Genomic DNA, 23723 nt, shown 5'->3' on the forward strand with positions numbered 1-23723 from the left:
GCTAATTAGCGGCTCTTTTATTTTTAATTTACCTAGGGCCTGTTGACCTTTCAGGATTAAAATTTGTTCAATCTAGGGGCGATTTAATCGCGGCGTGAGGTTTGTAACCTAGTGGGCTAAGTAAAAACCGAGCAACAAAGAGTAAATTGCCCCTAGAAAGAACCCAAAGGGCAGCGCATGTTTGGCATTTATGCTGCGTTATCGCCTACTTACGGGGAATAACCACACTACATAGGCTCTGCCTTGCCTAAATACCAAACAGTCTGCTGCAAATTTAACCTCGAAAGATAAACAGGCCTTAGTAAATTAAGCGTTTAACGATGCCATATCAATAACAAAGCGGTATCGTACGTCTGACTTTTCCATACGCTCGTATGCAGTGTTAATTTCGTCAATGTTGATCATTTCGCACTCAGGTAGCACGTTATTTTCACCACAAAAGTCGAGCATTTGTTGCGTCTGTGCAATACCACCAATAAGTGAGCCTGCAATACGACGGCGACCCATTAATAATGGCACCGTGCTTAGCTCATCTACAGGACCAACTTGGCCTACGATAACTAAAGTACCATCTACATCAAGTAGTGGTGTGTAAATAGATAAATCATGTTTTACAGGTACCGTATCTATAATGACGTCAAAGGCAGATTGCGAGTCTTTCATTTCGTCATCATTAGATGACACTAAGTAATGCTGAGCACCCAATTTAACCGCATCATCTTTTTTAGACTCACTACGGCCAATTACAGTAACGCTTGCGCCCATTGCAACTGCATTTTTAACGGCCATATGGCCAAGTCCGCCTAGACCAACAACACCAACACGGCTACCTTTTTTTACGCCCCATTTATGAAGTGGCGAGTAAGTAGTAATACCTGCACAAAGTAGCGGTGCTACGCGAGAAAGGTCTAAATTTTCTGGTACAGAAAGTACGAATTCTTCGCGTACAACAACATGTTTAGAATACCCACCTTGGGTCATTTCACCACTAATGCGGTCTTTGCCTGCGTAAGTACCAATCATACCTTCGCGGCAAAATTGCTCTTCATCGTTATCACATTGATCGCAGCTTTGGCACGAATCAACCATACAACCAACAGCAACCGTGTCGCCTTGCTTGTATTTTTTAACGTCGCTACCTACCGACATAACTTTACCAACAATTTCATGCCCAGGTACTAATGGGTAGTCACTGCCACCCCAATCATTTCGTACGGCGTGTAAATCTGAATGGCACACACCACAGTATAAAATTTCAATTTCTACATCGTTATTTCGTAAATCGCGGCGCTCAAAAGAAAACTCTGTCAATTCAGAACCTTGGCTTTTTGCTGCATATCCTACTGTTTTCATAATAACTCCATAGTAGTTAAAAATTTAAATCATCAACAGCATAGTACATAGCCTGTGAATAGAACCTGACAATATAAAATAGGCACAAAAAAAGCCCAAACAGTGTTTGGGCTTAATCGTTAGGACTAGGGCGCTAAATTTAGTTATTTTGCAAGTAAGCTGTTTAATTCATTAATAATTGAATGAATGCGCTCTGCATTTTTTCCTAAATCACTACGCCCTACTCGCGACTTACTACGAATATCAACAAAACGTTGGCTGCCTTCATCTTTAATACGAATTACCACATCGTCTTTAAAACCAAACCACGTTGTTGTATCGGTAGCTTCCACAATACCTGTAGCCGTATTTGCACTTACCACTGCAAAGCCAAGATTTTTAACTGCTTGTTCGCTTGCTGTCATTAAATCGGCTTTAGATTGTGCAAAGCTTAAAGTTACCAGCTCCGGGTATGCTTTGCGTTGCTGTACTGCCGTTTCTTCACCCGCGTATTCTACTGGGTTAGATGCATTTGCACGTAGTGGTGCAATTGCTACAAATTTTGGTGGATTAACTAAATCAGTTGAAATGTCATGAATTGCCGGTACGCCTTCAGCCTTGTTCATCATATTAAGTGGCATAGCAATGGCCACAACCGAAAATACAAGTGCAATAACACCACTGCTTAGCGTTAACGTTTTACGCATAAATAACGCTTGTACTATAAGTAGCACCAATGCAGCGCCACCAGCATAAACGCCAAATTTAAACCCCGTAAACGCAACACCTAATTCTACAATACCAAATTTATACAAAGGCCCTGGCAGTATGACGAGTAAAAAAGCGATTAAACTAACTAAGCTCACTAAAACTTTCATTTTATGATTCCTATATTGTGTGTGATTTTTATTATTAAAACAGATAAGCACTATTAACCAGTAACTTATACTACTAATAAGTGCTTTTAGATTACTATTAGCGACTAATTACACAAAAAAGTCCAATGTTGTGTGATCAAAGTTACTCAAGTTTGGAAAAATATCAACAAGCTCAGAGCTTGGCACACCAAACCACTGAGCCAATGTGGCAAAGTACTGCTCATTAGCAACACTTGGAATTAAACGCCCGCCACCGGTATCTTGTGGGCCATCCAAATGTTGAGTTAGTAGCTCGCCATATATATTGCCGCCTTTTACTGCGCCGCCCATTACTATTTGGTTTCCTGCCCAACCATGATCAGTGCCATCGCCATTTGAGGTCAACGTGCGACCAAAATCAGACATAGTAAACGCAGTCACTTTATCTGCCATATCAAGCTCTTTCATCGCGCTATCAAATTCACTTAACCCTTGAGCTAACGTATTTAATAAAGCAGGGTGCGTTGTTAATTGGTTATCGTGCGTATCATACCCCCCCATAGAAACAAAAAACACTTGGCGCTGAGTGCTCAATTTTGCCTGTACGCTAATTGTTTTAGCTACTGCTGCAAATTGCTCACTAAGACTATTATCGCTAAATGGGGTAATAAGTGCAGGCGCGCTTTCTAACGCGCTGTTCATTGCTTGAGTGTTATTTATCGCACTTGTTAAGCCATTGGCATAAGCTGTACTTAACGGATGGCTCGTATTGCCTAGTAAGCGGTTCATAATAGAAGTTACGTGCTCGCTACGAGGTTGATACCCTCCAAACGCGTTAATACTACTAATGCCACTTTTGTTAAGCGCAAATGCATTGCTAGCACTTCCCGTTTGCCATAAATTAGTACCGTCGAGTGATACATTAGCTGCAAACTCATCTTGTAGCTCTAAACGTTCTAAAAGTCGTGCGCCCCACCCGCTATTAAGTGATTGTTTTTCTCGACCATACATCCATGCAGCTTGCTGATCGTTATGCGAAAACAAATGCTTAGGCAAACCTATTGTTTTATTTTTATAGTCACTCAATGTTGTGGGAGCGAGTAAAGTACCTACCCCACCTATAAATGCTAAATTTTGAGATTCAAACACATTTTGTATAGGTTCAAGTGAGGGATGAATACCGACTCCACCGGCAAACTGGCTTTTAATACTTAACTCAAGTGGGCTCTCTACCGCTAGGTTCTGCCTACTTTGCTCGTAAACACTACGTTGCTCGCCTTCAAGCGGAACTAGCATATTTAACGAATCATTCCCTCCATATAAATACACACACACTAATGCTTTGTAATCTCCTAGCTCAACTGCATTAGTCGCTCCAGTTAATGCTTGTAATTGCAGGCTCGTTAACGCGGCAGCCGATACACTGCCTTTTACACATAACGACAAAAACTCTCTTCTATTAATGCTCATTATGCGCTCCTAATACTGCACGTTAAACTCAGGTGAAATAGCAATCATATATAATAAATACGAAACCCGTTCACGGTATTGCTCTTCATTGAAATAGGCATCTAAATCAAGTAACGCTTGGCGCGTGTCACTGCTCATTGCGCCTGCAAAATATAACGTGTTGTACTGAGCTAATAGCGCGCTAACACCGTTTTTCTCTAAAACATTCATGTCGTCTTGAACATAAATATAAATACTATTTGAATTTAAATCGCTGCGCGCTTCTGCGGTACTCCAAACTAAACTTGCGTAAAGCGCGTTCATGGTACCAATCAGTGTTGCGTCGTTTGCTATTTGTAATTCTGGTGCAACAATACCTTCATTTCGCAAAGCTGCGGTTTGATAATCAGGCCTAAAAAAGTTAAATACCGAAGCCGATTGCATGGGTCCTTGTCCGTAGCTATTTATTAAATTCCATGTTTTATAATAACCCGCTGGCGATTTAGCATCGAGATTTCGCCAAAACTGTACAGTTTTTAAAATAGGCTCTTTAATTTTACCTTGGTAATTAAGCACTGAGCCAAAATGCCGCGCTTCATCATCTAAATATATAGCCTTTACTACAGCCGCTAAATCGCCGCGTACACCGGCGCCATTATCAATAAATATATTAGCTACTCGCTCAACGTATTGGGGTGTTGGGTTTGAGGTAATTAATCGCTGAATAAGCTGCTTGCTAATAAACGCCGCAACATTTTGATGATTAAATAAATTATCGAGCGCTATTTGCAATGACTCTTCTACTGCGTAACCTTGTGGTATAACCTCGCCATTTAGTAAGGTTTTTTGTTTACTAGAATGGTACTCGTCAAATGCTTCCATTGGTTTAATATAATCACGACTTTTACGCTTAAATGTTTCACTATCGGCAAACGTCCAACCAGTAAATACGCGTGCAAACCCCTCTATTTCTACCTGGCCATAAGTGGCAATTGTATTACCTTGTGCATCAAGCTTTGCAGTTCCGTCTTGGTTTAGCTCTTCAAGCCCGATGGTAAATAACTGCATTACTTCACGTGCGTAATTTTCGTCTGGGCGAATGTTAAGTGCATCGTCTGCTTTTTCGTTACCTAAATGGCTTAAAAAAGTACCCATAATAGGCGAAAGCGTTATATCTTCGAGTAAGTCACGATAATTACCAAAGGCATGCTTTAGTAATAAATCGTAATAAGTGATCATGCCCTCAGGTTGCCCTCTTAAGGCACTGTTCTCATCCGACACCACTAATATTTCACTTAACGCAAATGCAACACGTTGACGGAGTTGATCGTCACTTTGCATTACTGCTTTCCACCATGCATCTATGCGGCTTATGTATTTAAAGTCGTCATCGTCATTTAGCTTTACTAAATAATCACGGTGATAATTAATAGGTAGCGCTATTTGTTTATCAAGCCATTGCTGCTCGCTTAAACCTTGTGCGTTTTGTATTTCACTAAGCTTAGGCCCCATTGTTGCTTGGTGTAGTAACCGTGCGGCGCTAATCTCATCCATATTATTGCGCGCTATAAAGCTCAGCGTTTTTACACTGCTTGCTCCTTCATTGTCGGTTGCTGTGACCGAAAAAGCGTAATTAACAGGCTTATAACTTTGCGCATTTAGCAGTGTTACTGAGGTGGTTACTGCCTCTAAAGGCCCGCTAATTAGTTCAGGCCCTTGCGTTTGTTGCCATACAACCGATGTAATAGTGCCGTCTTTATCACTGGCTGTTGCTGTTAGCTCAATTGTTTGGCCCTTACTTAATTCACTAGGAATATCAGCGACTGACAAAATGGGGATTTTATTTCCGTTAACGGTTGGCGTATCATCTGAGCCTGAACCACCGCAAGCGCTTAGTATAAAAACAGTGATTGCGATCAGAGCAAATTTATAATGCATGTAAAGTCGTCATCATTTGTTAATTAAAGTACGTTAGTGTGTACCGAGTTTGATGCATTTATTGAAACACAAAATTTACAATTTAACTCTTTATTTTTTGTAACCGAATCATGAACGCCCCATTAATAATGCACTAGCTGCAGGGGTAAACAGCCAGAGCTTTATTATTTATGAAAACAGAAATTCGCTATTGTTTTGAATCTTCACAAGTTGCTAACCGGTTTTTACACGAACTGAAAGACTGGCCGGTTAACGATGTAAAAACACGACTTTTTAATGGCGGCGATAGTGTAAAAGTGACATACGAATACGACGAAAGTGGTTTTGATTACACTTGCGCCGAACTTGACGACCTAGCACAGAGCCATAGCGGGAAAGAGGTTTAAGCGTTTTATAATAAAAAACAGCTGATGCATCTTTAATAATTCACTTGAATTATATAGATTTGATTGATGTTTTATCTCTACCTGAGTTTTTCGCTTCGTAAAGCATTATGTCAGCTTCTTTAATTAGTGATTGCATAGACACATTATTACTACTTAAGGTTTCTTTTGTAGCAAATACACACCCAGCACTAATTGTTAAATATTCACGTACAGGCGACGCTTCATGAGGTAGATTTAATTCCCTAACCGCCAAAAGCAATTGCTGAGATATATCTACAAACTCTTCATAAGAAAGCTGTTTAAAGAATAATATGAACTCTTCGCCGCCATAGCGCGCCACTGTACCTGTGTTTTGCTTAGCTACTTGCTTTAGCTTTTGGGCAAGAGCTTGTAAAACGTTGTCTCCGCCTTGGTGACCATAAAAATCGTTATAATTTTTGAAATGGTCTACATCAAGTAATATTATTCCAAAGGCATTTTTTTGCTGTTGAGCCTGTTCCCATTGCGCCGCAATAATTTCGTCAAAGGCACGCCTGTTGTAAATTTGGGTTAACCCATCAATTTTACTTATTTTTTCAAGCTTAAAATTTTGATCTTTAACTTGTTTAATTAATGCATTAAACCCGCTAATTAAAACGCGCATTTCTAAAAATTTATTACTGAATCTCAGAGGCTGTAAATCGTTTTTAACCAACATTGAATTGATAGCGGACGCACCGTTAATAAGTGGTTCAATAAAGTAACGATTTACAATATAGAAACTCAAAAGTGACATTACAAAAAACATTAACAAAATAAGTTTTAAATAGTGATCAAATAAAACTGGCAGTGTTTGATGGTGGTGCTTAATGTTCAAAGCAAGAAGTGGATTACCGTTTATATCTAGAATCACCCTTTTCCTTTGAGTGGCAATGTCCTCTCCTTGGAGGCTCCCTTGAAGCGTCGCAATATCGTTTAAAGAACTAGCCTGTTCTATTTGTAAGTAGCTAAGCTCCACTTGTGCAATCTCAGCTAGGGACTTGATCAACGACGGTCTTACTTTTTTTATAAAAACAATACTACCAACAGGCTCACCTGTTTTATCTGTTCGCTTTATTACATGCGATGCAAACATGACAGGGCCGTCCGCTGTTTGCAAAAAACCAGAATGGCTTAAACTGTTGTCGTCTTCAGAGGCTTTTGAATTAGGAATAATTGCGCGGTTTAATTTATTAACCTGTAAATCTAAATCAGGCGCATCAAACTCAGTATGTTTAATATAATCATACGCTTGCCCGTAAACCATATTAAAGTTTATATCGTAAATAAACACACCATCAATTTTGAGAGAGTAGAAGGTGTCACCTACAAAGTTTGAATCTATATATTCTACGTCAAAATCAGCCATGTAATTATAGGTATCGTCCCATACGGCGTAGTCATAATTGAGTGTTTCTAAAAATATAAACTCTCTATCAAGCGCAATTTTAAGACTTAATAATTCACGATTTTGATAATCTTCAATACTAGTGTTTATGGTCGGCAGGCTAAAGAAATAGCGGTACCCAACTAATAAACTTGTTACAAAGCACATTAAAATCAAAGTACCTATTATTACAAAAAATCTTAATGTCATAGTCTCTATCTAATCGTGTAAAATTAAGTCAAAGTAGCTTACATTTTTATATTTTAGACTCCCTGTACCTTAATAATAAATAATTAGCTTCTTACTAAAGCGTAGTATAAATTCATGAGCAGGAATAAACAAAGTTTACTATTAAATTTTATAGCGTTAAAACTTTAGCCCTTTCAATAACATATTTAATATAGACATAAAATCATACCAATTCGCTTAATTAAGTGGTCTATTTTGAGGGCGGAAAAACGTGTTGATAGCTAGGCAAAAAATTCGCTATTTAGTTGTTCTAAATGAGAATTTTTTAACGCAGGTAGCGACACGTTTAGCCCCGCAAAATGATTAAGTATTATTGCGGATTGGTATTACACATTTAAAGTAGTACAAAAAGCTGAAATTATTCCACTACAGAAAATTCAACTTTTGATGGAGACGAACTCGCAAGCTCCAGTACTTCGTAATAATTTAAACCATCTATTTTTTTGCCAATAATAAAGTAATTCATTTCCCCCATCATGGTCGGGTCGCCCATAATATCGTCTAAGCTTTGCACGTCAGAAAATTGAATTGCGATTAAAGCGCCTAAAAAACGCATGGAATCTTGAGGCTTTAATGCTTTTAAAACTTTATTAACTCCCACTTTAGTTGACTCAGGTGTAGAGCCATCAAATCTAAAATCACTTTTTGTACTAGCGCATGCACTAAGCATTAATATTGATAGTGCGATAAGTAAATGTTTCATATATATCCTTATTTGTTTTATTAGTTATTCGTTTATTCGTTTATTCGTGATACTTGCGGATCATCGCCACTTTGCCGCTTTCAATTTCAATCACTTCCATCATTGTGGAGGTGTACTCTATTGGCTGCTTATTTTGCGGATGAATACCTTTTACATAGTTTTTATAACGAATAGCAAAGCCTGTATCGTTAAACACAAATGTATTAAGCAGTGTGCTTTCAAACAATGTGTGCGCACCTAAGTAAAAACTCATACCTTTGCGCATCTGCTTTTTACCATCTGGAGTACGTGAGTCATCCGGTTGATACGGAATATGCTGATTGCCAATATCATCGGTTAACAATGCAAGGTAAGCCTCAAGCTCTTTAGCACCTGCGTTAGGTGCTTGTGTGGCGGTCATTGTTTTATAGTACTGCTGCGCAAACGCATTTAAGTCGAGTGGCTTTTCAGCATAAGCCGAAAAAGCAGTTACTAGAGCCAAACCTAACGTTAAAAGTAGCTTCATCACTTATTCCCTGTAGTTAAAAATATTGATTCATTTATAGGAACACTATATTAATATGTTCAACAATAAAACAAATAGTTTTAAGTACTAACACCTACATTTTGCTCTTTACTCTGTTGGTTGCAACGCTGTTGGCAGGGTCGCCTGGCCAAAAATGCTTAGGGTAACGACCTTTCATTTCCTTTTGCACATCGCGGTAACTGCTAGCCCAAAAGTGCGCTAAATCTTGAGTAAGTTGCAGTGAGCGTTTACCTGGCGATAACAACTCCATAAGCAGTGGCAGTTTACCGTTGGCAAGCATAGGCGTACTGGTCAAGCCGTAAACTTCTTGCATACGCACGCTTAGCTTTGCGGGGCCATCAAGCTGGTATTCTATTTTTATATTTGAGCCACTTGGCACCGTTAAGCGCAGTGGTAACAGTGCTTTTAACGCGGTTTGTTGTTGCCAATCAAAACAGTTTTGTAATGCTTCAAAGTAGTTAAACTTTTTAAGCTGCGTGAGCGTTTTAATATCTTCTAAAAACACGCTTAGCCACTGCGCTGCATTTTGAATGAGTTGTTGCTCATTTGTTTTTGGAAATTTATCGGGTAATAACTTACTTGCTAGACTCATACGTATCAGCAATTGCTGCGCATCAGGTTGCTCGTTAAATAATGCAAAACCGTGTTTAGCAAATAAGTTTAGCCACGCTTTAGCGCGCTCGCTCTTATCTAGTTTTTGTTTACTAGGCTGGCTGCTGAGCGTTATAGCCCCGAGCTTTACTTCATCTTGATGAATAAAACGTGCTGATTTTTCGTCAAACTCACAGCGAGTAAGTTCACTAAATAAATGCGGTAAAAATTCTTGTAACTCAAATGGGTTAAGCGCGGTGGCTGCAAATATACGCCCTCCTTTGTGCCCGCCCATGGTTGCTATAGCTAAGTAATCGTCGTTGTGCCAGTAATCGGCATTTAACTCAGCACCTGCACCATTGGCAAGTAGGTAACCATTACCGCGTTTTTTAGCGATGCGATCTGGGTACGCCAATGCCACTAGCAAACTAATATAATGCGTATTTAATTCGCTGTTTTCGTCTTTTACTTTTAAGCGGCTTTGCCAATATTTTAACTGCTGTTTAAATACCGGATGCGGACGTTGCTGTTGGCTATGCAACGCTAAACTCAACTCGTTTGCACTGTTTACTCGGCTCTCAAGTAATGCCACTAAATAAATAGCGAGCCTAAAAATACCAGGGAGTTGGTCATCAAGTATTTGTGCTTTTAGTAGCATATGCGCCAAACGAATATCAGCACCAAAACCTAACATTTTACTGCCAAGCGGTGTGAGCTTACCCTTGCTATCAATAGCTTCTAGCATGTTGAGCAGGTTACTTGCTTGCTCGCATTGTTGCTCAGTGGGCTTATCGAGCAAGGTTAGCTCATCAATACTGGCTCCCCACTGCTTTGCCTCAAGCATAAGTTGGCTTATGTCTGATGTGAGTATTTCGGGATTGTCGTGGCTATTACGTCGCTCAAAGGTTTGCTTTGAGCCAATTCGATAAACAATGCCCGGCTCTATTCGCCCTGCACGTCCTGCACGTTGCACAGCAGAGGAGCGCGATATACTTTGTGTTGTGAGCTCTGTAACCCCTGTTTTTAAATTAAAGGTCGCTGCACGGCGCTTGCCGCTGTCAATTACAATGCGTATGCCTTCAATAGTTAAACTGGTTTCGGCTACATTTGTAGTAAGCACTACTTTGCGCATGCCGTTTGGTGCTGGAGCAATCGCAGCTTGCTGATTAGCTTTATCTTGCTCGCCAAATAGCGTTGCGACTATGCAGTTACTGGGTAAATCGTTCAGTGCTTGTTGCACGCGTAGTATTTCAAATTGCCCAGGTAAAAACACCAATGCGCTACCTGTTTGCTCATTAAGTGCTTGTTTTATTATGCTAGGAATTGCATCAAGCCAACGGCTTTCATCTTTTATGGGTATGTATACTTCGTCTATTGGGTAGCTGCGACCGCTTGATTGAATTACAGGGCAGTCAAAAAACGCTGTATAACGCTCAGTATCAAGAGTTGCCGACATAAGCATAATGGTTAAATCTTCACGCAGCGCACTTTGGGTCTCGAGCGCAAAGGCAAGTGAGGTATCGGCTGCAATTGAACGCTCATGAAATTCATCAAATATCAGTAAATCAATATCGCTTAATTCGGGGTCGTTTTGCAGCATGCGCGTTAGCATGCCTTCGGTGACTATTTCGAGGCGCGTATTAGCACTTACTTTACTCTCACCCCTAATCCGCAAGCCCACACTTTGCCCAACACTTTCGTTTTGGCACTTTGCTAGGTAGCTGGCAATATTACGAGCTGCTAAACGGCGAGGCTCTAGCATTACAATACGTTTAAAATACCCATCGCGCATTAGTTGCAGCGGCAACCACGTAGATTTACCCGCACCAGGCGGCGCTTGTAATAACGTAATAGGATTACTTTGTAATGTAGTAACGAGTTGTTGATATATGTCTTGAACCGGCAGCACAGCTATTTACCCTAAATTGCTTTGCAGGCATTGTAACAAAAAACCGCAGCGACACCGCGGTTGATATTTATTAATAATTGCTATTAGCTACCCGACACCATTCTAATTCGATCTGCAGGCACTCGTAATTGCTGCATTAAGTAAATTTTAAATGGTGCTTCGTAAGGTTGCTCATCAACCGCTTTTTGCATGCACAAAAGCCATGCGTCACTTTGCTCAATTCCTACATGTAAATGTTTGTGCGCTTGAGGAATGTTAATACTGCCAAAATGTTCAGCGTATAATTTAGGACCACCTAACCAGCTCGACAAAAAGTAAGCGAGCTTTTTACGTGATGCTGATAAATCTTTTGAATGCATACTCCTTATATTTTCAGCCTCTTTTAAAGCGTCCATATTATCGTAAAACGCATTCACCAATTGTGTAATACCTGCTAACTCACCTGCCATTTTGTATGAGCAGTCATCCACTCCGTATTCACACGTTTTTGTATTCATAACTCACTCAGGTTAACTACTTTGTTTAATACCTGCATATTAGCTTAAAACAAAAATTTAAGAATGAGTTACATCAAAGCGGCCTAATTTATGTCAGCAATAATTACAGGCTGCTATGTATATTTTTTAATAAAAAGCGCAATATTAAAAACAAAATCGCTCAACATAAAAATATAACCAACTGATAATAAAAATAATAAAATCATTATTATTCATTGGTACAAGGCTTGCTACTTTATAACTGACAGTTAATTCACTAACCTGAAGTAAGGATAAACTTATGAACAGCGATCGTATCGAAGGTAATTGGAAAGAACTTAAAGGTAAGGCTCAACAAAAATGGGGCGATCTTACCAACGACGATTTAGATAAAATTGAAGGTAGCCGTACAGAGCTAGTTGGTAAAATCCAGCAGCAATACGGTAAATCTAAAGAAGAAGCAGAGCGTGAAGTTGATGAGTTTGAAAAAGGTCGTTAAACCGCGTTAACCGCTTTTAAAAAAACCGCCATTTGGCGGTTTTTTTTGTTTAAGCTGTAGGTTATTTAGCTACGCTTTTAATTGGTTACCAATCGGTAACTGCCTAATACGCTTTCCGCACGCTGCAAAAATAGCATTACATAATGCTGGCGCATAAACTGGTGTAGACGGCTCGCCGACTCCTGCTGGTGGTGCATCACTTTGTACAATTTCAACTTCAATCTCAAGAGGTGCGTCGCTCATACGCGGTACGCGATAATCATGAAAATTACTTTGCTGTACGCGCCCTTTATCAAAGGTAATACCATCGCTGATTGCAGTTGTAATACCGTAAATAGAGCCACCTTGGGTTTGGTTTTTAACGGTGTCGGTGTTTACAACCGTACCCGCATCAATGGCAACCCACGACTTAATTACTTTTAAATCGCCAGCATCCGACACTTCTACTTCAACTACCGTAGCTACATAAGTTAAAAAGCTTCTATGTGCTGCTATGCCTAAACCTCGACCTTTAGGAAGCTCTCGCCCCCATTTACTCATGTCAGCTACTTTTTCAATAACATGGCGCAGTCTGCCAATATCTAAAGGATAAACCGCTTTATCGCCACCGTAATTATCGTATGTGGCATTTTGCTCAGTTACATCAACAATGCGACTCGGACCTATAGTGTCTAGTAAATAGTCTTTTTGGTCGCGACCGGCTTTGTGCGCTGCTTCGCCAATAAATGACTGAATAGCAAAGGCATGAAAAATATTTGATACAGAGCGCATCCAACCAATTCGTGCTTTGGCTTGCGCATCACCGTTTTCTAACTTCATATTAGGCGTGTTAATAGGGTTATCGGTAAATCCTAAGCGCAGTTCAAAGCTTCCTGGCGTAGTTGCCCCTTCTGAAAAGGTAGAGGTAATTGGTGAAAATGCGGTGCGATGTAAATACGATTCTATTGCGCCATTTTTATCTAGCGATGCTTCAATGTGCTGAGCCGAAACCGCATGGTAAAAACCATGTTGTATGTCGTCTTCACGCGTCCATTGCACACGAATAGGTTTGCCTACTTTCATTGAAAGGTAAGCTGCTTCTGCTGAAAAGTCAGGTTTTGACTTACGCCCAAAACCACCCCCTAACATGGTAACGTGAACATTAATTTTGCTCTCATCCATGCCAAGCATTGCCGCCACTGTTTTCATATCGGCTTGTGGATTTTGCGTAGCAGCCCATATATCAACACTGTCTTTGTTGTACATAGCTGTTGCACAAGGTGGCTCCATTGGTGCTTGAGCAAGGTGCGGCGCGTAATAATCAGCTACGAGTTTATTGCTCGATTTAGCCAACACGCCCATGGCATCGCCTTTATCACGTATGTTTGCCTGTGGAGTTTGTACTGTTTTTAGTAATGACTTTTTAAATTCTTTTGAATTGTAATCGCCATTTTTGCCATCATCCCACACGACTTTTAATGCTTTACGCCCTTGCCATGCAGCCCATGTGTTTTTAGCTATAATCGCAATGCCGCCTTTTGGCTGAAACTGCGGTGCGCCTTTTGGTGCAGGTATTTCAATAACATCTATAACGCCGTTTATCGCTTTTGTAGCACTGGCATCAAACGACTTAACAACACCGCCTACTACCGGCGGGCGTTCAATTATAGCCACCAGCGCTTGTGGTTCGCGTACATCGGCTGCAAATATAGCTTTACCTGTTACTAAATCGGCTAAATCTATGTGCGCCATGCCGGTATTAATATAACGCCATTCTTTGCGTGTTTTAAGCGTTAGTTTGTCAGCTTCTGGTGGCGTTATTGTAAGCGCTAAGTCGATTAAATCTTTATAAGTAAGCGATTTACCTGAGCTGTGTGTAACAACGTGTTGATTAGCAGTACAGGTTTGTGGATCAACTTTCCAAAACTTAGCGCCAGCGTGCTGCATCATGTAACGTACACTTGCGCCCATTTCACGCAGGCGCTGCATGTTGTAGCGAATACTGCGCGAGCCATCGGTATTTTGATCGCCGTATTTAGGGTCGCCCTTACCCTGAATAACAATAACCTTATCCCACGCGGCTTCCATTTCATCGGCAACAATTTGTGCAATCGCGGTGCGAATTTGCTGACCCATTTCAGAGCGATGGCAGGTTATTTCAACCATGCCGTCTGGGCGCAGTGCAATAAATAAGTTTGCGCGTTTTGCCAGCTCAGATGGCTGCTCTAACACACCCGCAAATGCTCTTGGCGCACTGCCTACAAAATAAGTACCGAGTACCAACGCACCTATTGCACTGGTTTTTAAAAACTTACGGCGGTTTAAGTCAAAGTATTTATTATCTTGGTTCATACTTCTTCCCCTTGTTCATTTGGGTCAAAATACTGAACACTCGCCATTGTTTTAGCGGCCGACTTAATCGCTTTATGAATACGCGGGTAGGTACCACAACGGCAAATATTGCCCGACATATTACTTACTATTTCATCGTCGGTAGGGGTTGGGTTTGCAGCTAATAAGCTTGCAGCTTGCATCATTTGGCCGCACTGGCAAAAACCACACTGCGGTACTTTATGCTCAACCCATGCTTGTTGCACTGGATGGTCGCCCTGCTCGCTTAGCCCTTCAATTGTAGTAATTGAAAGACCCGCTACTGCCGCTACAGGTAATACACACGAGCGCTGAGCTACCCCATCAATATGCACGGTACACGCACCGCACTGAGCCATACCACAGCCAAATTTAGGCCCAGTTAAATTCAATTCGTCTCGGAGATACCATAATACTGGCGTTGACGGATCGCCAGAAAACTCATGTTTATTACCATTAATGGTAAGCGTGATCATACTAAACTCCTTGGCAAAGCGCTTTACAGGAGGGTTCCTTGTTGCGCGAGAACTATTTTTAATTACTTACTATTTTATACTTACTACTTTTAGCCTACCACTTAGATCTGTTTTATAAAAATACTAATTATTAGAACGTTTAAACCACATTGAAATTATTAACGCCTGATTATTAGTATTATAACTAGGCTCTGCTGAACTTTGTGGATTAAAATTTGTTCTAACTAGAGGCAATTTAATCGCGGCGGGAGGTTTGTAAACAACAAAGCGTAAATTGCCCCTATGCAGAACCCTTGGGTCAGCGCATGTTAAACCTCGAAAGATAAACAGGCCCTCAATAAAAGTTTAAAAAGACTATTAATAAAAAAAAACCGCCATTTGGCGGTTTTAGATAGTGTAAATAAGCTTCTAACTATTAATTAAAACGGCGTCTACCAAATAAAACCACTGATAGCAGCGTAAGTAAGTAATAAATACTGCCACCAGAGCTAGAGCCTGAATCAGATGAAGGAGTCGCTACCGCAGCAGCTTGCTTACCTTCAACGTTTATAGTCACGGTTTGAACTGCTGAACTATCAAATTTATCTTTAGCTACATAACTAAACGTTACTACATGATCAGATTCGCTCGTGGGAGTTAGTTTAAACAATCCAGTATCAGGCTCAAATGTTAAAGTTCCTGAGTTTGGCTCAGTTACCACTTCAAATTCAAGTGTATCGTTGTCGCTATCTAATGCTGAAAAGCGACCATTCACTTCACTCTTATAAGAGGTGTTATATGTTACATTTTGAGCTTGTGGGGCTGTATTTGTAAGTTCAATAACAACATTATGAAGCTCAGATTCAACTAAAGAATCTTTCACTGTAAAGCTAACTGATACTGGCTCAACCGAGTCACCACTTGGTGAGAAGGTCACGCTACCTAAAGCAGAATCCATTAACTGAATTTGCCCATGAGCAGGCGAATTTTTAATTTGAAATACTAATTGCTCAGCGTCTTCATCCATACCTTCTAGATTAAAGTTAAGCGGTGTATTCCAATGAGTTTGCAGTGTCATATTATTTGCTGTAGGTGCTGTATTTGTGAGCTCTAACGTTAAGCTTGATAACGCTGAACGTGAACGATCTTTTACTGTGTAGTAACTAAGCTCGTCAATGCCTACAGTCCCCGAAGGTATATAAGTTAGTAGACCCGCCTGTCTGTCGGTAAACTCGACCCTACCCAGAGTGGGTCTCTTATTTAAAACTACATAATCAATATCATCTGATACAGGTAAATCTATTTGTATGCTTTTTAAAACATGATCAGAGTAGCTTACAGCTTCAGGCTTAGCTAAAGGCTCAGTAACTTGATTAGAAAACACCTCCAATGACCGACCCGCCAACAAGGTATAATCAACATTATTATACGTAGACGTTGCTAACCAACTGTCATTATTATTACGCTCAACAGTGTATGAAACCACATTGCTATCTAGGTTATATTCACCAAACTGATCTGAACACGAATACTGCACAAACCCAGCTCTTACAGACACAATGTTATTTAAAGAGTTTTGGCACACTTCACTAATTAATGTTGTCTGCCCATTTAAAGCCACTTTATAAAGTGAGCCATTATAGGTAGATGCAACTAAAGTTTCTTCTCCATTAATAACAGTGTTAACCAAACCGTTAAAGCTTTGCTCCAAAGCAACTTTAGATATAGTGTTTTCAGAGTAGTCATAACTAATGAGGTAATCACTAACGAGACTAACCACATCTATATTTTCGTTATTAAGAAAGCTTCCAGTTACTATTGAACTCATGCCGCCCCAATAAAATCCTAAGCGAGGCGATGTTTTTAATAACTCTCCAGTTTGCCCATTTAATACTTTAAAAAAGGTACCTTCACTTCCTGTATGCTCAGCACCATTACCTACTATTATTTCTAACTTGCCATCATTATTAATATCTAACGTTGTTAAGGTACTAATGTAGTCTCCGTCGCCAAGATATGTTTGAAATAGCTCTTCACCCGTTTCAGGTGAAAACACCTGTACATTCGCGTCGTATATAGCAGAGCTACCAGCAATAATATAATTCTTACCATCATCAAACAGCTGAGCAGTAGTAACTAAATTGTTATTATCCCAATCGTTATTAACGCTTATATTTGTAAGTATTTTTTCATTAGTTTGTGTATCTACTATGTGCAAAGCGTTACTATCACGCTCGGAATAAAGTATATCTAAGCTTCCGTTATTATTAATATCAGCAAGTGCTAACGCTTTATTTGAATAGTACTTAATGCCTTTAGCCCACTGTTGAGTTTTGTCATCCGTGTTGTGAATATAAAAACCATCTTCACCTGACGAAGAATAACCTGAGCCCCAAGCAATATTTTGCTTACCATCACCGTTAAGGTCATCTACAACAATACCCGATACACCATGCTCTGGATTATTAATACTCCAAAACTCAACGCCTGTTGTGAGTGAAAGCGCGTATAAACTTCCCCACTGACCATCGCCGTAAACTAAATCGTCGGTACCATCATTATCGATGTCTGCAACTATTACTTTATCAATATCTAAGTCGCTTTGGGCTGTCCATAAAATGCTTTCAGTGCTTGGGCTTAGCATTTCTATGCTGTACCAACTTTGCCCATTAATCACTTCATCTAAGCCGTCGTTATTAATATCAACAGCAATTAAATGCTCGCCATTAATACTTACACTAAGTTGTTTGTGCAGTACAAATTCTGAATTTTCGAATCTATAAACCGCACCATCACTAAATAAAACTTCTTTTGCATTAGCCTCAGTAAATGAGCCTGTCACAAAGTTTTGTGGTACGTTTTCAAGTACCGCAATTTCAGATAAATCGAGCGAGTTAAGAACAAAAAGCTTACTGCTTTGATAAACAAAAAGCTCATCTTGCCCATCGCTATTTATATCAAACTTATCTGCTGCTCTTGGGTAATAAAACTATTTACTTAGTTCTATCTCTTGAGTGACTAAATTAACTTTATGTACTGCGTTATTTTCTAAAACATATAAGTAGTATGTATCTGCCACTGTATCTTTAATTAGCGTGGTATCTTCAATATAGTCATCAAAGTCGTAGCGAGCAGTTACTTCATACGCACCTTTCACATATTCTATAATATTAAAATTGCTCTCTTGGGCGGATATAATGTGCTTACTACCCACACCCGACAAAGGTGCCACGTACAAGCCTTTTCGACCTGTTGAGTTGCCTAACGAAAATTCACGAAATACGCTGCTAAGCTCTATGCTTTCCTCGTCTGAGGCAGGTTGAGTAAGGCTATTATTTTTTATAATTGGCGCGAGTAGAGGTTTTTTAGATAAACTTTCAAAATGAGCTTTATCAAAATTTATTTTTTGATCGTTAATTAAAACAGCATCACCGTAAGTATTTTCTTGAGTGTTTTTTATAGGCTGAGCGTGAGTATTGGCATTCACTGAATACGCGCTCATCATGAGCAACGTAAGGCAAGATAGTTTAATCAATTCCATAATCCTTTGTATTTCTTTATTTAATCACGTCACTACAACTGCAACGTTCCATTAACACGGCATTATATAGAGTACCAACCGGAAATAAAGAGGCGATTAACAAAGTTTTACAAAGGGATAGAAGAATAAAGTAATAACATTTAACTTGCAGCTAAAGCTACTTTTATAGAAATTTTAGCCGCATTCTTACTAATAAAAAGCGATTAATGAGTGCTTATAACATCTTCAGACAACAATCGCTCATCGTCTTTATAAACTTCAAGCCAACCTGGTGGTGATGTATCGCAGCCAATAATGGTTACTTGTAGCACATAACTATAGCGACCATTCTTAAACGTATAGTGATGATTCCCGCCGCTACCCTCAAATGTAATATCGCCATTTAATAAAACCATATCAGGCTTGTCGCTTGATTTTTTATTAATACCCCACACTGCATACCGAAAATTATGCTCGCCTAAATCATCAACACGAATATGATAGTTAGCCGTTTTCCAATCGAGTACTGGTTTTTCAAGAGTATTAATACTTGCGTGCAAGGATTGCTTACCTTGTTCGATTAAGCTTTTAGCAAGTGCTTGCTCTTTAGCATTTTGGGTATTTACAGCAATAATTTTACCGTCGGTATCTACCCACATAACGCCGTTATTTAGCATAATGCCGCGCCAACCAACTTTATCCCAATCGGTGTCAATGTTTGAACTGGCAATAACTGCTACTAGTTCATCATTAAATACCTCATCAAAGCGGTTAATAAACTCAGCTTCATTTTTAATGTCAGGTATGGGGTCTCGTCGTTTTAATGGGTAACGAATAAGTGTAGCAATTGCAGGTTTATCGTCACTTTCAAAGGCTGCAATAACAGGTAAAACGAACTCGTGATATTTTTGCTCAAGAGCAAATGTGCTAGATGTAAAAAGTAGAGATAGGCACAGTAGGATGTGGTTTAGATGTTTCATTTATAGTCCTTTATTTAAAATAATCAGAAATGTATGCAACAAATTCATGAGATAAAATTATAAAGTGGATAATTCCTACCGATGTTATAGATGAAAATATTTAATATAAAAATCAATTAATTCATAATGATAACTTGCTTTAGGCTCTTTGATTTCATTATCATTTGTAGGCCCTACGCCAAATAGCTATCCATTGTTTAGTAGGCCTAGACAAGTCAGGTAATTACCTAAGTTTTACCACCTATTATTTGGTTGTTTGATGTTAATCTAAAATATAATTAACCACTATTTAAATATGTATTTGTATTAATGTGAAATAGTTTTCGACATTACTAAATGCGACTTAATGAATAAAAGTGAGCAAGACATGGATTGGCTTAATAATAAGAAATTGGAAGTAAAACAAAAGCATCATTATATATGGGCCAATTACATGAAGCATTGGTCTACAAACGGTCGAGACATATATTACACAAAGAAAAAAGAAGGGATAGCTCTAGACAGCATAAAAAGTGTGGCAGTGGAAAAGTATTTCTATCGTGTTAATACATTAACAGAAAAACACGTTTACCTAATTGAAAAACTCATAGCTATGAGTAATGATATGGAATTAAAAAAGCACCATGAAAAAGTCCTTAAAAGCTATTTAGACACACAAAAAATGTATAAATATTATACGTCTTTGGATGTTAAAAGCGAATATGGTGATAAATTATTTAATGCCGCTAAAAATAACTCGATCGAAGATAGACACTCTCAACTTGAGCGCGATGCCTTAAGTGTTTCAAATAAACTTAGAAATTTAGATGTAAACACCTTAAAAAACATTGATCAAATGACAGATTTTTTATTATTTTTAGGGCATCAATTAACTAGAACTAAAGCTTTTAAAGAAACATTTATTAAATCTTTTGCTAAGAATTGCGACCCTCAAATAGCTGAACTAATGGAGGAAAGTTGGTGGTTTATTTCTTTTCTTTATGGCACTAATTTAGGGAAAAGCTTGTGTATTAATAGAGGTTACTGCTATCAATCAATTTTAGAAAATAATACTAGCATCCCATTTATTACAGCTGACGCGCCTGTTGTAAACATCCATCCCAGACCTAATATGGGTACATCACCATTGAAACACGAAACTGAGTATTTTTACCCTCTATCACCTACTAAAGCATATTTTATAGGGTGGTCAGACAGATTTGTAAACAGCACAAGCTTAGTTAACGAGTCATTTGTGAAAGAAGTTAATAAAAAATGGCTGAGGGTGCTCATTTTCATATTATTTCAAACAAGGCTGAAGTATTGAAGCTATATGAACGTTAATTCGGTAGGAAACGGTAATACCGAAGTTAGATCTTATTAACTTTTCGTAACCATATAGCTCTAATTTTAAAACAAAAAACGAGCCATACTGGGCTCGTTTTTTGTTTTACTGATAACTGACAGCTAAAAACTGATCACTCCTCTCTACTCCGGATCATAACCCAAATTAGGCGATAGCCATCTTTCAGCTTCTTCCAGCGTCGTATTGGTTCGTTTAGCGTAATCTTCAACTTGATCGCGTTGTACTGCTGCTACGGCGTAGTATTTAGCTTCTGGGTGTGAGAAGTACCAACCTGAAACAGCAGCACCTGGCCACATGGCGTACGAGCTAGTTAGCTGCATGCCAATGCGCTTTTCGGTGTCGAGCAACTGCCAAATTTTCTTTTTCTCGGTGTGCTCTGGGCACGCTGGGTAACCTGGCGCTGGGCGAATACCTTGGTAGTTTTCGCGTATTAGCTCATCGTTTGCTAGGTTTTCGTCTGGTGCAAAACCCCAATACTCTTTACGTACTTTTTCGTGCAGGTATTCTGCAAACGCTTCTGCGAGCCTGTCGGCAACCGCTTTAATCATTATTTTATTGTAGTCGTCTTGCTGTGCGTCAAACGCATTTGCTAAGTCGTCTTCTTCAAGACCGCCTGTTACAGCAAACGCACCAAAATAGTCTGGTGTGCCTTTGGGTGCTATGTAGTCGGCTAGGCAGTAGTTAGCAAAGTCGGTTTTTTCGGTTTGCTGACGTAAATGGCACGAGGTCGTTAACAGCTCTTTGCGTGTTTCGTCGGTGTATATTTCTATGTCGTCCCCAACGCGGTTAGCAGGGAATAAACCAATTACGCCAAGTGGTTGCAAACTGCCTGCTTTTTCAAGGTCGTCTAACATGTCGTTAGCGTCTTTAAATAAGCTTTGCGCTTGCTCGCCTACGACTTCATCGGTCATTATGCGCGGGTATTTACCGGCGATTGACCACGTCATAAAGTATGGCGTCCAATCTATGTATTTACGCAAAGTGGCAATGGATACGTTTTTAAACTCGATCACGCCGAGCTTTTTAGGCACTGGTGGCGTGTAGTTATCCCAATCAAGCACCGCTGCGTTATCGCGGGCACGCTGAATAGTAACAGGCTTAGAGCGTGGTTTTTTACGCGCTTGTTGCTCGCGCACTTTTACGTATTCAGCTTTAGTTTTAGCTAAAAAGTCAGGTTTATGCTCTTTTGATAATAAATTAGATACTACACCTACCGCACGGCTGGCATTACTAACATACACTACGCCTTTGTCATATTGCGGCTCAATTTTTACTGCGGTGTGCGCTTTAGAAGTAGTTGCGCCACCAATTAGTAGCGGAAGTTCAAAACCACGGCGTTTCATTTCTTTTGCTACGTGTACCATTTCGTCAAGCGATGGGGTAATTAAGCCCGATAACCCAATAATATCGGCTTTTTCGTCGATGGCGGTTTGTAGTATTTTATCAGCCGGTACCATTACACCTAAGTCGATTACTTCATAGTTATTACATTGCAGTACAACACCCACAATATTTTTACCTATGTCGTGTACGTCACCTTTTACGGTCGCCATTACTATTTTACCATTAGTTGAGCCTTCTTCTTTTTCAAGCTCAATGTATGGGTCTAGGTAGGCTACGGCTCGCTTCATTACACGCGCCGATTTAACAACTTGTGGTAAAAACATTTTACCTGCACCAAATAAGTCGCCTACTACGTTCATGCCGTCCATTAACGGCCCTTCAATTACGTGAATAGGTTTAGCTGCTGCGGCGCGGCATTCTTCGGTATCTTCATCTATAAATGTAGTAATACCTTTTACAAGCGCGTGCTCAAGGCGTTTTGCAACAGGCCATGTGCGCCACTCTAAATCTTCTACTCGCTCGGCTTGCGCCATCCCCGAGTATTTTGGTGCAAGCTCTACTAAACGCTCGCCTGCGCCTGAGTCGGTGTTAAGTATTACGTCTGTAACGGCTTTACGTAGTTCTTCTGGTATATCATCGTAAACGGCGAGTTGCCCCGCATTTACAATACCCATGTCCATACCAGCTTGAATAGCGTGATATAAAAACACTGAGTGAATGGCTTCACGTACGGGGTTATTACCCCTAAACGAAAACGATACATTTGATACACCGCCCGACACTTTACAGTGCGGCAAATTTTGCTTAATGCGGCGTGTGCCTTCAATAAATTCTACGGCGTAGTTATCGTGCTCTTCAATACCGGTGGCTACGGCAAATATATTAGGGTCGAATATAATATCTTCTGGCGCAAAGCCAATGTCTTCTACCAATATTTTATAACTGCGCGCACATATTGCGAACTTACGGTCTGCCGTGTCGGCTTGCCCGTCGGTATCAAACGCCATTACAACAGCGGCTGCACCAAAGCGTTTTATTATTTTAGCTTGGCGAATAAACGGCTCTTCGCCCTCTTTTAACGATATTGAGTTAACAATTGCCTTGCCTTGAATACACTTTAAGCCTGCTTCTATTACTTCCCATTTTGAGGAGTCGACCATAATTGGTACGCGAGAAATATCAGGCTCTGAGGCTATTAAGTTTAAAAACTTAACCATGGCGGCTTTTGAGTCCAACATGGCTTCGTCCATGTTTATATCAATAACCTGTGCGCCGTTTTCTACTTGTTCGCGTGCCACTGTTAGCGCGGCTTCAAAGTCTTCTTCCATGATTAAACGTTTAAACATGGCAGAACCCGTTACATTGGTACGTTCGCCGACATTAGTAAATACTGCTATTTGTTGGGTCATG

At 39.8% G+C, this 23723-nt stretch carries 18 protein-coding genes; 3 read left to right on the forward strand and 15 right to left on the reverse strand.

Annotated elements, in window-relative coordinates; all coding sequences use genetic code 11:
- Nucleotides 1-306: 306 nt before the first annotated feature.
- The 4 genes from CXF89_RS06245 to CXF89_RS06260 all read right to left on the reverse strand — a co-directional run bounded on the left by CXF89_RS06245 (nt 307) and on the right by CXF89_RS06260 (nt 5576).
- Entirely contained in the window at nt 307-1353 is a 1047-nt protein-coding gene (locus CXF89_RS06245; RefSeq protein WP_007581239.1) for an NAD(P)-dependent alcohol dehydrogenase, read from the reverse strand.
- Nucleotides 1354-1496: 143 nt separating this feature from the next.
- The gene (locus CXF89_RS06250; RefSeq protein WP_121954096.1) at nt 1497-2210 is read right to left on the reverse strand and encodes a DUF1499 domain-containing protein; all 714 of its coding nucleotides are present in this window, start codon (nt 2208-2210) and stop codon (nt 1497-1499) included.
- Nucleotides 2211-2318: 108 nt separating this feature from the next.
- Nucleotides 2319-3659, reverse strand: coding sequence for a DUF1501 domain-containing protein (locus CXF89_RS06255; protein ID WP_010555167.1), 1341 nt, complete (start codon nt 3657-3659; stop codon nt 2319-2321).
- A 9-nt stretch (nt 3660-3668) separates the two neighbouring features.
- A complete protein-coding gene (locus tag CXF89_RS06260) occupies nt 3669-5576 on the reverse strand; it encodes a DUF1800 domain-containing protein (RefSeq protein WP_121954097.1) in 1908 nt (635 codons plus the stop codon).
- Nucleotides 5577-5746: 170 nt separating this feature from the next.
- On the opposite strand from CXF89_RS06260, the gene CXF89_RS06265 reads away from it, so the two are divergent.
- On the forward strand, nt 5747-5962 hold the full coding sequence (locus CXF89_RS06265) for a hypothetical protein (RefSeq protein WP_024593535.1): 216 nt from the start codon (nt 5747-5749) through the stop codon (nt 5960-5962).
- A 49-nt stretch (nt 5963-6011) separates the two neighbouring features.
- Here the strand turns inward: CXF89_RS06265 and CXF89_RS06270 are convergent, their stop codons facing one another.
- The 5 genes from CXF89_RS06270 to CXF89_RS06290 form a co-directional block, all read right to left on the reverse strand.
- A complete protein-coding gene (locus CXF89_RS06270; protein ID WP_257983184.1) occupies nt 6012-7577 on the reverse strand; it encodes a diguanylate cyclase domain-containing protein in 1566 nt (521 codons plus the stop codon).
- A gap of 397 nt (nt 7578-7974) precedes the next feature.
- Nucleotides 7975-8319: a DUF6694 family lipoprotein gene (locus tag CXF89_RS06275; protein WP_121954099.1), complete on the reverse strand. Its 345-nt coding sequence runs from the start codon at nt 8317-8319 to the stop codon at nt 7975-7977.
- Nucleotides 8320-8359: 40 nt separating this feature from the next.
- Nucleotides 8360-8824 (reverse strand): nuclear transport factor 2-like protein, encoded by a 465-nt coding sequence (locus tag CXF89_RS06280; protein ID WP_121954100.1) that lies wholly within the window; start codon nt 8822-8824, stop codon nt 8360-8362.
- Between the two features lie 94 nt (nt 8825-8918).
- A complete protein-coding gene (gene hrpB, locus CXF89_RS06285) occupies nt 8919-11345 on the reverse strand; it encodes an ATP-dependent helicase HrpB (protein ID WP_121954101.1) in 2427 nt (808 codons plus the stop codon).
- A gap of 83 nt (nt 11346-11428) precedes the next feature.
- Nucleotides 11429-11842 (reverse strand): group II truncated hemoglobin, encoded by a 414-nt coding sequence (locus CXF89_RS06290; protein ID WP_121954102.1) that lies wholly within the window; start codon nt 11840-11842, stop codon nt 11429-11431.
- A 280-nt stretch (nt 11843-12122) separates the two neighbouring features.
- On the opposite strand from CXF89_RS06290, the gene CXF89_RS06295 reads away from it, so the two are divergent.
- Nucleotides 12123-12320: a CsbD family protein gene (locus tag CXF89_RS06295; protein ID WP_007581220.1), complete on the forward strand. Its 198-nt coding sequence runs from the start codon at nt 12123-12125 to the stop codon at nt 12318-12320.
- 69 nt (nt 12321-12389) lie between these two features.
- Here the strand turns inward: CXF89_RS06295 and CXF89_RS06300 are convergent, their stop codons facing one another.
- From CXF89_RS06300 to CXF89_RS06320, 5 genes are all read right to left on the reverse strand, one after another.
- Nucleotides 12390-14651 carry a xanthine dehydrogenase family protein molybdopterin-binding subunit gene (locus tag CXF89_RS06300; RefSeq protein ID WP_121954103.1) on the reverse strand — a complete coding sequence of 754 codons (2262 nt, stop codon included), beginning with the start codon at nt 14649-14651 and terminating at the stop codon, nt 12390-12392.
- A complete protein-coding gene (locus tag CXF89_RS06305; protein WP_002958127.1) occupies nt 14648-15145 on the reverse strand; it encodes a (2Fe-2S)-binding protein in 498 nt (165 codons plus the stop codon). Before CXF89_RS06305 ends, CXF89_RS06300 begins: the two co-directional genes overlap by 4 nt.
- 415 nt (nt 15146-15560) lie before the next feature.
- Complete coding sequence (locus CXF89_RS06310) at nt 15561-17966, reverse strand: Ig-like domain-containing protein (protein WP_121954104.1); 2406 nt, start codon at nt 17964-17966, stop codon at nt 15561-15563.
- Nucleotides 17967-18113: 147 nt separating this feature from the next.
- Nucleotides 18114-18659 carry a hypothetical protein gene (locus tag CXF89_RS06315; protein ID WP_145990802.1) on the reverse strand — a complete coding sequence of 182 codons (546 nt, stop codon included), beginning with the start codon at nt 18657-18659 and terminating at the stop codon, nt 18114-18116.
- A gap of 209 nt (nt 18660-18868) precedes the next feature.
- Nucleotides 18869-19624, reverse strand: a complete 756-nt coding sequence (locus tag CXF89_RS06320) for a hypothetical protein (RefSeq protein WP_121954106.1) — start codon at nt 19622-19624, stop codon at nt 18869-18871.
- A gap of 346 nt (nt 19625-19970) precedes the next feature.
- Here CXF89_RS06320 and CXF89_RS06325 point away from each other — a divergent pair, with 346 nt between their 5' ends.
- Entirely contained in the window at nt 19971-20930 is a 960-nt protein-coding gene (locus tag CXF89_RS06325; protein WP_121954107.1) for a DUF4238 domain-containing protein, read from the forward strand.
- Between the two features lie 161 nt (nt 20931-21091).
- Here the strand turns inward: CXF89_RS06325 and metH are convergent, their stop codons facing one another.
- The gene (gene metH / locus CXF89_RS06330) at nt 21092-23722 is read right to left on the reverse strand and encodes a methionine synthase (RefSeq protein ID WP_121954108.1); all 2631 of its coding nucleotides are present in this window, start codon (nt 23720-23722) and stop codon (nt 21092-21094) included.
- Nucleotide 23723: the final 1 nt, after the last annotated feature.

The organism is Pseudoalteromonas sp. MelDa3 (genome assembly GCF_002863625.1).
GTDB lineage: Bacteria > Pseudomonadota > Gammaproteobacteria > Enterobacterales > Alteromonadaceae > Pseudoalteromonas > Pseudoalteromonas arctica.